Source organism: Paenibacillus sp. PSB04 (assembly GCF_025809195.1).
GTDB classification, from domain to species: Bacteria; Bacillota; Bacilli; order Paenibacillales; family Paenibacillaceae; genus Paenibacillus_AQ; species Paenibacillus_AQ favisporus.
In genome coordinates this window covers 4,327,957-4,342,306 of the sequence record NZ_CP081301.1, presented here as the reverse complement: position 1 = coordinate 4,342,306, position 14,350 = coordinate 4,327,957, and the positions used below count along the sequence as shown (strand labels likewise).

Below are 14,350 nucleotides of genomic sequence, written 5' to 3'. Positions count from 1 at the left end.
CGTAAGTGGCATGTTTCCATGCACCTCTAATTTCCCATTATCCAGAAAAGCAAGCACCGGCTTCTGCGAGCCTCAGTGATTCAGCACTTCGGTTATGCTGCGCACATATTTGCCGAACTCGGACGTAGTCCGGAATTCATCCGTACGCGGATACGGCGCCTCAATCGGCACAATATCGGAAATCTTCCCCGGCCGCGGCGTCATGACGACAACCCGGGTGGATAGAAACACCGCTTCGAACACGTTATGGGTAATGAAAAGCACGGTCATCTTCTGATCCTGGCGCCAAATGCCCAGCAGTTCATCCTGCAGCGTCTGGCGGGTGATTTCGTCCAGCGCCCCGAACGGTTCGTCCATCAGCAGCAGCTTCGGCCGGGCTATGAGCGCACGGGCGATCGACGCCCGCATCTTCATGCCTCCCGAGAGCTGTCTCGGCAGTACTTTCCGGTAATCCTTGAGCCCAACCAATTCCAGCACGCGTTCGCCTTCTTCGTTGCGAGCCTTTTTCGGAACGCCGCGGAGGGTGAGCGGCATCGTCACGTTGTCCAGAAGCTTCGCCCAAGGCAGCAGGGTGTGCTCCTGGAACACAAAAGCGATTTCGTTCTGCTTCCGCGCTTCGCGCGGCGTCGTACCGAGGACCGAAAGCTGACCGGTCGACGGCTCGGTCAAGCCGGCAATCATGTTAAACATGGTCGATTTTCCACATCCCGACGGTCCGACAAAACAGAGGAACTCACCCTCCCCCGCTTGCAGATTGACCTGCTGAACGGCAATCGTTCCATTCGGGTATACCTTGCCGATCTGGTCCATGCCGACCAAAAGCTCGGGAGCGCCGGGACTTCCGGGCGGCTGCGGATTTGCTGCGGTTTGCTGTGCTGTATACATTTCCAGCCCTCCTCCAATCCTTTATGTAATAATAAATAACATCTATACCTATGCCGCTCAATGAATATCCGTTGTTTTTGTGGTTAATTACAATAAAACGTAATTCTTTTGGGTTCATTTACGAAAGAGTGCGATCATCAATGTCATGTTATCTAACACAAAAAAAGCCCGGAATTCATCCGGACTTTCATGAAATACCTCGGCAATCGATGCCACCCTCTGCCGTTACCGGTTATTTTAAAAAACTTTGGGCCTTCAGGGCCTCCGCGCACAGCGCCACGCGCCGTCCGAGCCGGCCGGCCATCACCAGTTCGCGTTCATCCGGCTTGAGGCTGCTGTCAGGACCCGCCAATGTGGAAGCTCCGTAAGGAGAGCAGCCGATCGGATCGGCGGTCAAGTATTCCGGATTTTCGGAATAGGGCAGCCCGACCATGATCATGCCGAAATGAAACAGCGGCACCATCGACGTCAGCACATTCGCTTCATGCCCGGTATGGATCGATCCGGTGCTCGTCAGCAGACCCGCCGGTTTGCCTTCCAGGCTCCCGTCGGCGCACAGGTCCCCGGCAAATTCCAGAAACAGTTTGACCTGCGCGGGCATGGAGCCGTAATACGTCGGAAATCCCCAGACGATGCCGTCCGCCCATCTTAAATCTTCGTTCGTCGCCACCGGTATGTCCTGCTGCCGTCGCATTGTTTCTTCGTATTTGGCGAAGCGGTCAACCGTCTTAAAACGGGTCTTCAGCTGCGAAGTTTCGCCTGGCTCCCCGGTGGAGTGCTTATCCTGATAAGGGGTACGGTTACGCTCTGATTCCAGCTCTGGGATACGGCAGATGCGGACATCAGCCCCCGCCCTGCGCGCTCCATCAGCGGCCGCCCGCGCCATGTCCAAAACATGGCCGTATGCGCTGTAATAAAGCACCAATGTGCGGCTCATCCTTATACCTCCTCATTGCTGCATGGTGGAAACGGAGCATGCCTTCAAACGGATCGAATCATAGCGTGAGCGCGCGTTTCTGGACAAAGTCGACTCGTTCGCACGAGTCTTCCCAATAGCCCTGTAACAATGTGGAGCTCCATTTCTCCTTCGCCGGGGCTGCTTTCAGGCAGCTGCCGCCGCGCCATACCCAGCGGCGTTCCGGCAGCATGGTCAGCAGTTCCTCCGGCGTCCTGGCATCGAGCGCCACAAAATGGGCCGGGTTCCCCGGCAGGATGCCGTAACCGTCAGCACCCGTTACCTTGGCCGGGTATTCGGTGATCATCCGCAGCACTTCGCGCATCTCGGCAGGACTGCCCATATGGGCGGCATAGGCAGTGACCAGGCCGATCAGCAGCAGGTCGCCCCTTCCGAATGGATGAAACGGGTCATGCATATTGTCTGAAGCCGCCGCCAGCGGAATGCCGGCCGCCAGCAGCTCCTTGACTCGGGTGACTCCCCTGCGCACTGGGAAGGCGTCATGCCGGCCTTGCAGGTACAGATTCGCGCCGGGAAGCGTAACGGCACCCATGCCTGCCTCGGCCATAAGTCCAATGATCATGGTGGCATCCTCGTCCTTCATGGCGGCTAAGGAGCATAAATGCCCTGCCGTGACCTTTCCCCTCCAGCCGTATTCCATCGCGCGCCGGGCGATATGGATTGCCGTCCGCTGGTTCGGATCGTCGCTCTCGTCCGTATGCAGATCAACCGGGCAGCCCAGCTTATCGGCCAAGGCGAACAGCCTGTCGATGTCGGGGGCCGGGTTGGGAGAAAGATGAGGGGCGCCGCCCAATCCCGTCACGCCCATCGCAACCGATTCCTCGGCCGTATCCAGCGCCGCTTCACTGAGCTCAAAATAAGGGAGCAGCGGGAACAGCTGCAGCTCAGCATACGGCTTCAGCTCCTCTTTGACTTCGAGCGCAGCTTCGATGGTACGCATCGCGACGTCTTTTCCATGCTTGATGTGAAAATCGAGATGGCTGCGCAGCACCACCGTTCCATAAGAAATGGACTGCAGCGCCGAGCGCATGATGCGTGCTTTGATCTCCTCCTTGGAAAACCTCGGGGCGGCTGCGGCGTAATTGACGACCGCTTCGCCAAGCGTGCCGGAGACATTCCCGACCTGCGGGAGCGAAAAAGCTTTATCCAGATGCATATGGGCATCCACGAAACCCGGCAGAACGATTTTTCCCTTTGCGTCGAGCAGCAGCCGCGCATCCGCAGAGGATCCGTTCCATTTGTCCAGGCACACCGCTTCAGGAGCCTCCACTTCACCGGTTTGGGCCGTCACCGACGTCCACTTTCCGCCGCCGATGGCCAGCGTGTACAGCGTCTCTTCCGATTGCAGCGGCAGGGAGGCGTTGAAGATCACCACTTCTTGTTCCATATCAATCCCGCTCCTTTCATCCGTCGGTATTTATGTTATCTACTTCTGCACTCTCGTGCGCCAGGCTCTGAGGACATAAAGGGCGTATGCGTTCGACCCGGCTGGGCAATAACCGTTTGAATGCAAGCTCCCGCTCCGTTTGTCACGCAATGGTTCATTTCATAGTCCGCTTTATTCCGAGGTGTCACCAAAAATCGGCAGCTGAAGCCACGAGGCGCCTCCACTGGCATCCACCGCCACTGTGGCAATCTGCAGCGCATCCGGCCCTTGGCTTGCGGCTTCCTGCAGCGGAATGCCGTTGGGGTGGCGAAGCAGCAGCGGGTATGCGCTGCCGCTCAGCTCCAGCCGGAGCATCGAACCGGCCGGGAGCTCGGCGGCCAGCGGCCGCATCCGGATCGTCGCCGTCTCCCAGCCGCTGATGCCACCGGATGCGCCGATCTCCGTGCGCCCCACGGACAGAAACCTCGCTTCGCCCGCTGGTGTGACCTGTGTGAGGATGGCGGTAAGGTCGGTAGGACCGTCCATTACCTGGCAGGAGACGGTTACCTCAGGGGCGCCGAGGATCCGCAGCGGCGCGCCGGCAGGCTCCCCGGTATACACCAGGATTTCGAAGCGGTCCTGCTGGGCGCTCCGGTCCTGCGGCAGCACCGAGCGAAGCGGCATCGGCAGGCGCGCGTCGTAGACGAACACGTCCGCCGCCCGGCCAGGCTCCACGCCTGCATCCGCAGCGAGCCGGCCGCCGCCGGAAGCCCCGTTCGCAGGCAGCCGCGTTCCGGTTAAATACCACCGGCTGTCGCCCTCCGCTCCGGCCGGATACGCTTCGGCTTCGACCCAAACGCCGCTGCCGGCTTCATAATAACGGACCGGCTGCCGCTCCTTCAGGGCTGATCCGCCTTCGCCCTTCAGCCAATAGTCGAACCAGGCAAGTTGTTCCAGGTGGATATTGCCGTCCGCCTTCGGTCCGTAGTCCGTTCCGCCGGCTTTGCGGCCCCACGGAATATGCGTCCATGGCCCGACCACCAAACGGTGGAAGCAGTCCGGCTTGCCCTCCTGTGCTTGAAGTGCATTGTAAGACTGCAGCGTACCTTCCAGCAGAAAATCGTACCAGCCCGCGATATGCAGCGCCGGAACCGGCTGTTCCTTGAAGGCGTCCAGCCAGTTCAGCCGGGACCAATACTCATCATACGCGGGATGGCCCAACCAATCGAAATAAGCGGGGAGGTAGGCTTCGAGCAGCGGGTGCCCCTGCGCCAACGGCAGTTGGGCCAGCACACCGGAAGGATCGCTCATCACGCGGGAACACGCCGCTTCGGCTTCCGTGTCGCCCTTCCTTCTCGCCGTATCCCTGGCCAGCTGATAGGCCCAGGGCAGGCAGCTCTGCAGATCGAAGCTGCCGAATGTGTACATCCAGCCGTGGTACAGGTCGGCCGCAGTCATCGCAGGCGCGATGGCAGCCAAATGCGGCGGATGCTGCGAAGCGGCAGCCCACTGCGTCGCTCCCTGGTAGGAAAAGCCGTACATGCCGACCTTTCCGCTGGCCCCTTCCAACCCGGCGGCCCATTCGACCGTATCATAGCCGTCTTCGGCTTCGCTCACGAATGGCGTGAACTCTCCCTCCGAATCCCCGCGTCCCCGTACGTCCTGAATGACGACGATATACCCCCGCGCAGCATACCAAACGGGATGGGCGTATGTAACCGTTGAGGCGATTTTCCGGCCGTACGGCTGCCGCATCAGCAGTACCGGGTATGTTCCTTCCTCCGCCGGACGGTAAACGTCGGCATACAGCGTGATGCCGTCCCGCATGACGCAGGCTGCTTTCCTCTCCACTTTCACATGTCCGAATTCCACGGCTGTCCCCCCATTGCGATTCTGTTTTTCGTTAGATGTTACATTTTATAACAGACAATACAGGAGTCTACAACGGTTCAGAAGGCATCTTTGTGACGAAGCACAATAAATAGGCCGATATTTGGACATCGGCCACAAGGAATCCGTTTATCTATGTCATATTTCATAACTTCTTTATGATATGGTGAATTACCAGCCGATCGCCGCTCCGTCGGAGCGGGGGTCCGAGCCGCCGATCCGAAAACCGTGAGCGTCCAGAAGGATCGCCTGCGCATGCCCGGTCAAGGCATCCCAGTCGCCGATTTTTCGAACCTCATGCCCCATGGCAGCTAGCCCGCCGAGCACCTGCTCCCCCACCCTGGCTTCCATCTTCAGTTCCGTGGAGGCTTCGCCCCATGTCCTTCCCCACACCCATCGAGGTTCGTTAATCGCTTCCTGAGGGTCCATTCGGTAATCGACGATCCGGGTCAGGAGCGCCGTCTGCGTCTGCGGCTGCCCCTCCCCTCCCATCGAGCCGTAGAGCAAATAAGGCTTCTCGTCCTTGAGCGCGAGGGCAGGCATCAGGGTATGAAACGTCCGTTTCCGCGGTTCAAGCCGGTTGGCGGAAGACTCGTCCAGGGAGAAAAACGAGCCGCGGTTCTGCAGCAGAATGCCCGTTTCCCCAGCCGTCACGCCCGATCCAAATTCAAAGTACAGACTTTGGATAAAAGAAACGGCGTTGCCGTCCCCGTCCACTACGGCGGCATACGCCGTATCGCTGCCGAGCGGTTCGGCGGTGAGCGGAGCGGCCGAATCGCGGTTTATGCGTCCCGCCAATTCCCTGCAGTAGGCCTTATCCAGAAAGCGCTCCACCGGAATATTTCGGAAATCCGGATCGGTGAGCTCGAGGTTGCGGTCGCGGAAAGCCAGCTTCACCGCCTCGACCAGTACGTGGTAAAATGCTACCGAACCGTGCGGAATACTGTTAAAATCAAAATGTTCGAGCATTTGGGCGATCACGATGCCCGTAAACCCTTGCGAATTCGGAGGAAGCTGATACAGCTCAAGATCCCGATAGGAACCGGTGAGCGGGGTAACCCAATTGCCCTCATGATCGGCGAAATCGTCCGCCAGCAGCAGCCCGCCGGACTTCCGGATGTATGACGTGATGTCCCGGGCTAATCCGCCCCGGTAAAATTCGTCCCGGCCATTCGACGCGATCCGGCGCAAACTTTGGGCCAATCCGCTTTGGATCCAGCGGGTGCCTGCCGGCGGGACACCGCCGCCTCGCAAATACGCTGCAGCCGAATAGGGATTCGCTGCCAGCAGCCCGGCGCACAGCTTCGTATTGGCGTACTGGCTGCGGGATACCGGATAGCCCGCTCCGGCGTAAGTCATTGCCGGCTCGAGGACGTCCCCAAGCGGCAGGGTACCATACTCGCGCAGAATAGCGCTCCAGCTGTCCACCATGCCGGGAACGGTCAGTACGCTGCGGATCCCCCGCGTCGGGATGGCCTGCTCGCCGGCATATGCTTCCGGCACTGCCCTATACCCTGAGCGGCCGCTTCCGTTGTAACCCCGGACTGCACCCTCTCCGGGACTGTACAACAGCCAGAATGAATCGCCGCCCAGCCCGGTCATATGCGGATACACGACCGCCAGGGTACTGCTGACGGCAACCGCAGCGTCGAAGGCATTCCCGCCCTTTTCCAGTATTCGGGCACCCGCGGCTGATGCCAGTGCATGGGGGCTGACCACCATCGTTTTCGTGCCGATTGAAGCCTGCCTCATCATTCATCCCTCCTGCATCCTTAAATTGTTAACTAAATTAACATGCATCAGGATTTTTTGGCAATAACTACTTTTCATCCTGAAGGAAAACCGTTATAGTGTAAATTTAAATAACATCAGTGCCGCACGGATGATCATCAGCATCGGAACGGTCCAGCTCCCTTTCCCATGATGCCAGAGCTGTGCCTATAGAATGCGACCCTCGCATCCTACCCGAATCCGAGATGAAATGTCAGAATAGTTGATAGACAAGGAAGGAAGTGCACCATGCTGAAAACATACGCAGAATTATCCCTCGCCATGTTCCGGACCGGAATTCTCGGGTATGGCGGCGGTCCGTCGACCGTCCCCCTCATCCGGCACGAGGCCGTCTCCCGGTACAGGTGGATGGCTGATGAGGAATTCGGGGAGGTGCTGGCCATCGCCAACACGCTGCCCGGTCCGATCGCGACCAAGTTGGCCGCCTATCTCGGCTACCGCCTGAAAGGGACGCTCGGTGCGCTGGTCGGGCTGCTCGCCCATATTCTACCCACTGCGGTTGCAATGATCGCCCTAGTCTCTTTTATCGACGTATTCAGTTCGTCCCGCATCATCCATGGCATGATCGAAGCGGTCGTTCCGGTCGTGGCCGTCATGCTGGGTCAAATGTGTTACGAGTTCGGCGAAAAGGCAGTCAAAGGCCTTGGCAAATATATGGCGCTCGCCTGCGGGGTCATCGCGTTTGTCCTGCTGGAGTGGGTGCAGCTGCACCCGGCGATCCTGATTGCGATCGCGCTGGCCTATGGCTCGGTACACTTTATAGTTATGGGCAAGCTGAAAGAAACCCGCAAGCGGAAGGAGGAACGCCGCCATGGAGACATGGATTGAACTCCTCATCGGCTTCTTTCTAGCCAACGTATTCGGCTACGGCGGCGGCCCCTCCTCCATCCCGCTCATGTACCGGGAGATCGTGCCGCATTACCACTGGCTTTCGGGCGCCGAATTTTCCAACATGCTCGCTCTCGGCAATTCGCTCCCCGGACCGATCGCGACGAAGATCGCCGCTTACGTGGGCTATGATGCGGCCGGATGGATGGGGGTGCTTGCCGCCGAAGCCGCCACCGTCGTGCCTTCCGCGGTCGCCTTGATCGTATTGATGCGAATTTTGCAGAAATACAAGCAGTCCCAGGCCGTCAAGGGCATGACGCTGCTCGTGCAGCCTGTCATCGCCGTCATGATGCTGCAGCTCACCATTCAAAGCTCCAAAGAGTCGATACTCTCCATCGGCTGGATCCAATTCGGCGCTATCGCCCTCATCTCGTACTGGCTGATGCAGCGCCGCAAAGTTCATCCCGCGCTCGTCATCGTGGGCGCTTTTGTTTACGGAGGCATCTTTCTGGGGAGATAGTCCTCCCCTCCGTAACCTGAGCGAACCCGGACGGCCGTCCGATTCTATCCCCTGTTGCAGTAACCGCCTTTCCCGATGATTGAATTCAATCCGGTACAGCCCTTCCCCAAGGGCTTACCTTGTACGTTTCGGGTTTCGACAGAGTTCAGTTGCGAAAGGATGATGACTGTATGTATTTGACCATCGAAGATGCACTCACCATTTACCCGCTTTCTGAAGGTAAACTGACCGCAGGCCGCAGTGGTTTGAACCGCATCGTCAAATCGGTCAACGTGATGGATGCACCCGATATTTCGGACTGGGTCCGGGAAGGGGATATCTTGTTCACGACGGCCTATTTGATCAAGGACAATCCCGCGGATGGGGTCCGCCTGCTGCAGAAGCTGGTTGACAAAGGGGCGGCGGGAATTGGTATCAAGCTTGGACGGTTCTGGGCTTCGGTCCCCGACGAAATGCTTCAGGAAGCAGACCGCCTCGGTTTTCCCCTTATCGAGCTTCCCTTTCCGTTTACGTTCTCGGATCAAATGAAAGGCTTGTTCAATGCCGAACTGCAAAAGAACACGCTCCTCCTGCAAAACGTCCTGGACAAACAAAAGGAGCTCATCCGCTTCGCCCTATCCCCTGTTGATACGGGCCGCCTGTTTGACCGGATCCGCGAGATTCTCGGCGTGCCTCTGGCCGTCACCGGCATGCGCGGCCAAACGCTCTTCAGCACCCTGACCACAGACGAAATGCAGCTGCTCAAAAAACGCCAGCTCAAAGATACGCCGCAGTGGCTCCGCTGCGAGCAGGGAAGACTGCTGTGCGTGCCCCTGAAAAGCCCCGGCCAGGACCATGATTTTAACAGCCGGGCGATTTTCCGGCTTCCTCCCGGCATTCCGATGAAGGAGGAGGAAGGGCTGTACCATCAGGCGGCCGAAATTATCGGCTACCATTTGAACGCGGTCGAACGCAACGATCTCACCCAATCCACCCAGAACGAATTTGCGGCAATGCTGAAAAACTACCTCAAGCAGCAAGTCTCCGCCGAAGAGCTCGTTGCCTGTGCTTCCAGCCACGGCATCCCTTTCGGCAGCGGTTCTTTCCAATGCGTGCTTACCACATGCGATCCCGAATACACCGGCCGGGCCGACCATCTGCTCAAGAGCGTCAAGCAGGAATTCCATTATCATCCGATGCTCAAGGATTTATCACCTTTGCATTTTCAACTCGAGGACACCATTCTCTCGATCTTTCCTTCTGAGCTCCCGCGAAGCTCCGGCAAGCTGCCTCAGCTGTTGACACGTGTCTTTTTCGAGCAGGCCGCCAAAGCCGGCAGGCATCTGCGCATGACGGTGAGCCATATCAAAACCCGGCCCGATCAGTTGGAAGCGGCTTACCGTGAATGCCAGAACGCCCGCGACACGGCCGCTCGGCTCAACCTGGACGCTTTTGTCGTCGAGTTTGCCAACGTGGAAATCTCTTATATTTTCCAATCCGTTCCGGTTCATAAAATGCGGCAGTTCGTCGAAATGGCATTGGTCCCGCTTCAGGACCGAGCCCCCGACTCCGCCCAAGAGCTGCTGCGAACGCTGGAGCTTTACATGGCGAACAACGGACAGATCCACGAAACCGCCAAGCAGCTGTTTATACACCGCAACACCGCCGCCTACCGGCTCGAGAAAATCAGTGAGCTGCTTCAGGTCGACTTCAAGGATTATCACCATCTACTGCGGCTGAAACTGGTCCTAATGTTCCGGGATATGCTGCGCACGTAAACGGAAGCGGGACGGTCCCGCTGCCCCACAAGCAAGCACGTTATAAATTCGCAACAAAGCATCCCCTTAGACCGGCCGCTCCGGTCAGGAGGATGCTTTTGCGATAAGGCGGTAAATATCAGGCGCCAGCCGCCTTTTTTTCCGGTATAGATCCGCAGAAATGATGTTTTAGGCAGGTATGGTCTAGATACGAATATGATCATGTTTACTATTGTGAATTTTTCATATATTGATTTTTTAATATATTTAATCCGGTTAGTCCTTAGTGATCGTCGCGTTCATGTGTCGGATCAAGCGGCTGAGCACGTTCACCGTTGTTTCGTATTCTTCCTTCGTGATCGGCGCCAAAGAAACATGACCGTTGTAGCTATCAGTAAATAAACCGGAGTATATAAGCTGAAAAAGGCAAGCGTATGAAATACGCTCGCCCCTTAAGCTGATATTGTTGTGAATTTTTCACATAATGCTATATTAACACCGTATCCAGCTGCGATCACTTTCCGATGCTTGATTCTGAATCTGTTTTTTTCATATCCTGACAGTTATCGGAGTCAAGCCTCACCGCTCAAACGCTTCCAATCGAAGCCGATTGCCTGCAGGAAGGCTCGTGCGATCAGCATGTGGCCGGTCAGGCTCGGATGCACTCGGTCCGATGCGATTGCAGTAGGATGTACGTAGCCCAACATCGGCTCAAACACCGCTTGTGTGTCCACGAATAACGCACCGACGCGCTCGGCAACCCTCTGGGCCGCCCGGCCGTACTCATCCATCCGCCGTCTCATCCCGTCTCCGGAGTTCGGTTCGATATAAAACGGAGTCATGATGACAAGCCCTTTGAGGCCTGGGAGCGCCTGCTCCGCCAATTCCACCAAAGTATGTTCATACTCTTCCAACAGCACATGCGATTCCGGAATCGCCGGCTGGTCGAACTGCCGCCACACGTCGTTGATACCGATCATAATGGACAGCCAATCCGGCTTTAGATCCAGTACGTCCGTCTGCCACCTTTCTTTCAAATCCCTGACCGTGTTGCCGCCGATTCCCATGTTCGTGACCCGCAGGTTCAGCTCCGGATACGCTGTCTGAAGCAAGGTGTCCACGAGCGACACATACCCTTTGCCTACGCCTTGAAACAACCCTTCCCCGTAAGGGAATTTACGCTCGCAGTCCGTAATCGAATCGCCGATCATGACCAGGCGCTGTCCTTTGTCCATCTTCATCTTCGCGCTTCCTCCCATCTTTTGTTTTCCTTTTACACCCTTTTCTACGCATCAAGCAGCACAAGCCGAATCGTTTTCACTTCAAAAGGGCGGAAATCCAGCTTCAGCTTCCCTTCAGCAACCGGCAGATCGGCCGTCACTTCCTCCAGCATATTGGTTTCGTACGCTGTTTTGACAGGGAGGTTAAAGGTGAATCCGCATGATACGGTGGCACCTTTGCACTCATAGGCCCGGATGATCCAGTCTCCCGATCCGTCTTCGGCAAGCTTGACCGTCTCTGTAATTACGCTGGCTTGATCCGTTTGCAGGAAAGATTTATGACCCGCCTGGTTTCCGCTGTGCACGAGGCTTACCGGATAGTTCAGCTCATACGCTTCCTGAACGACGGGGCTGTCCAGAAATGACCCATTCCATACAAAGAATCCGTACGTAAACTTGTGCGTTCCCTGATCCGACGTTTCGTCCGGATGCGTCGGCGAACGAAGCAGCGTCAAGCTCATCGTGTTGTCCTGCACGGCGATCCCGTACTTGCAATCGTTCAGCAGCGCAAAGCTGCGGTTACTCTCCGCAAGCACCGCCCACTTATGCTGGCATACTTCGAACCGGTCGGCATCGTGGGGCCTGGAAGCATGATTCGGCCGTTTGACGTAACCGAACTGAATTTCCTGTAACGATTCGTTCGCATGGACACGTACAGGAAAATCGACCCGCAGCATTTTGTTCTTCTCATGCCAATGTACCGTCGTATGAAACTCAATGCGGCGGCTGCCGGCCCGGATCCGGATATCCTGAATTAATTTGGATTGATGAAGCATGCGCTCAACGCGGATATTGGCAAACAGGGGCCCCTCAGCGGTGACATAGACTTCGGCCTTCTCATCCAACGCGACCGGAGCAGTCTGATAGCCGCGGTCGATCTCCCACGCATCGAACGCCGACGGCTGATCGCGGTACATCTTCATGGCGTTGCAATGTCCCGCCGTCCATTCCGTTCCGGTCTCCTTGTCCAGGATGCTGACGATCTCACCGTATTCATTTATCCCCATGGCTAAGTATTCGTTCTCAAGATGCGACTTCGTAGCCGTTAGGACAGCTTGTCCTGGCGCTTCCGGCGTTACGTCACCCGCAGTAACCGAGTATGCCGCCCATCCCGCAGACGGCGTCTCGACTTCGGCGTAACGTTTGCCGTCATGCCGCTGCACAGGGAGCGTTTTTCCGTCCCGGTCCGCGATACCTTCTACGCCTTCGGGCAGGACAACCAGCTCTTTCCTTGCCCAGGAGAGCGAGTTAAACACCGTAACACCGGAGCGTCCGCTACCCGCAAGCACCTCTCTTGAGCCGGAAGCCATCGCATCGACTTGCCCGTTCAATTCCGTCAACTCTGCCTGCGCTTCCTCATGGACGCGGTGAATGGACGTGCCCGGCAAAATATCATGGAACTGATGCAGCAGCAGCTTCTTCCACAACCGGTCCATCTTCTCGTACGGATAGGCCCGGTGCTGAAGCAGGCTGGCTGCGGCACCCCATATTTCAGCCTCGTGAAGCCCGACCTCCGCCTTCCGGTTTAGCCGCTTGATCTGAGCCTGCGTCGTATAGGTTCCCCGGTGCGCCGGATAGTACAGCTCCCCGACATATTTGGCATCCGGAACACCTCTTTCGATCTGATCCTCAAAATAGTCAATCGGCGAGCCGTGAACCATACGCGGCACGCCCTCCAAATTTTCAAGCCGGCGGAGGAATTCCAAGTCGTCCCGGTTCGCCCCGCCGCCGCCATCGCCGTGGCCGAACTGTACAAGTCTTGTCGCAATGCCGTCCTTCTGCACCCGATCATTCCATTGCCTGATGAGAAACGAAGGATTGACCCGAATCGGAAAATCGCCATAATCCAGCAGATGGGTCAGCACCTGCGAGCCGTCGATCCCTTCCCAAAGAAAGGTATTGTACGGAAACGGGTCCGACACGTTCTCGTACGTCTGGAACATTTTCACGGAAGCAAAGTACCGGAGCCCGCAGCCCTTCATAATTTGCGGCATGTTGCCGGAGTATCCGAACACGTCGGGAAGCCACAGCATTTCGTTTTCCTTGCCGAACTCCTCCTTGAAAAAGCGCTTGCCGTGAAGTATTTGCCGGATCAGGCTCTCCCCGCCGGGCAGATTCGTATCGGATTCCACCCACATGCCGCCTTCCGGAATGATCCGGCCCTCGTTCACCGCTTGTTGGATGCGCGCGTATAACTCGGGATACAGGTCCTTGGCAAGCTGGAACAAGTACGGCTGGCTCTGGACGTAGCGGTAATCGGGATATTCCTCCATGAGGGCAAGCTGATTGGACATCGTCCGGGCGATTTTCCGCTTCGTTTCCTCCATCGGCCACAACCAGGCGATATCGAGATGGGACTGCCCCATGAGGTACAGCAAAGGCGCCGTCGATCCGTTTACGCATTCCAGGAGCGGCGCCATCCGCTGCCGGCACTTGCGAACGTTATCCGTCAGCGCATCCTTCGCAAGCCCCCAGTCGATCGTCCGGACGACCTCCGTCAGCCCGCGGTCGATTTCCGCCGCGCGCAGCGAATCCGGATCGATATGATTTCTGACCTGAACCAAACATTCCAAATCGATATAAAATTGATAGATTTCCTCTTCAAAAAGGCAAAGCTGCGATTCCCCAAGCACCGGCTGGATGCCCGAATGGCCGGCATACGCCTCGGCAGCGACTTCAAACCGCTCGCCGGCCTTAGCGATGCGTGTTAACGTCACGTCATGGTGCTGAAGATCCAGCGCCCCCCGTACGATTCCGTTCACGTAGACCGTCGCCTCCGAACCGAAATCGGCCCGGATGACCAAACGTTTGCCCTCGGCTTCCATGGGAGCGGTAACGGAAGAGCGGAGCCATGCATACGTCCAGTCTCCGCCCCACCGGTCGCCCGGCTCGATCGCCTCAAATCGTTTACTCTCCATTTCCCTGCAGGATAGCCGCTCCTTCGTGACAAAGCAGGTAAAATCGACCGGCGAGACCACGGTATACATGTAACGGTTTTTATCCTTCAGCAGCTTCTCAACATGGTATAGAATCTCTTTTCTCATATCCAAATGACGGATCACATCCTATGAATTGATC

10 protein-coding genes are annotated in these 14,350 nt (G+C 57.1%); 3 read left to right on the top strand and 7 right to left on the bottom strand.

Annotated elements, in window-relative coordinates; genetic code table 11:
• Nucleotides 1-72: 72 nt before the first annotated feature.
• The 5 genes from K2F33_RS20120 to ggt form a co-directional block, all read right to left on the bottom strand.
• The gene (locus K2F33_RS20120; RefSeq protein WP_212984205.1) at nt 73-885 is read right to left on the bottom strand and encodes an ABC transporter ATP-binding protein; all 813 of its coding nucleotides are present in this window, start codon (nt 883-885) and stop codon (nt 73-75) included.
• Between the two features lie 232 nt (nt 886-1,117).
• Nucleotides 1,118-1,822: an NAD(P)H:quinone oxidoreductase type IV gene (wrbA, locus tag K2F33_RS20115; protein ID WP_263878363.1), complete on the bottom strand. Its 705-nt coding sequence runs from the start codon at nt 1,820-1,822 to the stop codon at nt 1,118-1,120.
• Between the two features lie 58 nt (nt 1,823-1,880).
• Nucleotides 1,881-3,248: an amidohydrolase family protein gene (locus K2F33_RS20110; RefSeq protein WP_263878362.1), complete on the bottom strand. Its 1,368-nt coding sequence runs from the start codon at nt 3,246-3,248 to the stop codon at nt 1,881-1,883.
• Between the two features lie 171 nt (nt 3,249-3,419).
• A complete protein-coding gene (locus K2F33_RS20105) occupies nt 3,420-5,099 on the bottom strand; it encodes a CocE/NonD family hydrolase (protein WP_263878361.1) in 1,680 nt (559 codons plus the stop codon).
• Between the two features lie 189 nt (nt 5,100-5,288).
• On the bottom strand, nt 5,289-6,869 hold the full coding sequence (gene ggt, locus K2F33_RS20100) for a gamma-glutamyltransferase (RefSeq protein WP_263882398.1): 1,581 nt from the start codon (nt 6,867-6,869) through the stop codon (nt 5,289-5,291).
• Between the two features lie 267 nt (nt 6,870-7,136).
• On the opposite strand from ggt, the gene K2F33_RS20095 reads away from it, so the two are divergent.
• The 3 genes from K2F33_RS20095 (at nt 7,137) to K2F33_RS20085 (ending at nt 10,013) form a co-directional block, all read left to right on the top strand.
• Nucleotides 7,137-7,736, top strand: coding sequence for a chromate efflux transporter ChrB (locus K2F33_RS20095; protein WP_263878360.1), 600 nt, complete (start codon nt 7,137-7,139; stop codon nt 7,734-7,736).
• Nucleotides 7,720-8,256 carry a chromate efflux transporter ChrA gene (locus K2F33_RS20090; protein WP_076171446.1) on the top strand — a complete coding sequence of 179 codons (537 nt, stop codon included), beginning with the start codon at nt 7,720-7,722 and terminating at the stop codon, nt 8,254-8,256. The genes K2F33_RS20095 and K2F33_RS20090 overlap by 17 nt, the downstream gene beginning before the upstream one ends.
• A gap of 170 nt (nt 8,257-8,426) precedes the next feature.
• Nucleotides 8,427-10,013 (top strand): PucR family transcriptional regulator, encoded by a 1,587-nt coding sequence (locus K2F33_RS20085; protein ID WP_263878359.1) that lies wholly within the window; start codon nt 8,427-8,429, stop codon nt 10,011-10,013.
• 551 nt (nt 10,014-10,564) lie between these two features.
• Here K2F33_RS20085 and K2F33_RS20080 read toward each other — a convergent pair.
• Both K2F33_RS20080 and K2F33_RS20075 read right to left on the bottom strand, forming a co-directional pair.
• On the bottom strand, nt 10,565-11,233 hold the full coding sequence (locus K2F33_RS20080; RefSeq protein ID WP_263878358.1) for an SGNH/GDSL hydrolase family protein: 669 nt from the start codon (nt 11,231-11,233) through the stop codon (nt 10,565-10,567).
• 44 nt (nt 11,234-11,277) lie between these two features.
• Entirely contained in the window at nt 11,278-14,316 is a 3,039-nt protein-coding gene (locus tag K2F33_RS20075; protein WP_263882397.1) for an alpha-mannosidase, read from the bottom strand.
• Nucleotides 14,317-14,350 lie beyond the last annotated feature (34 nt).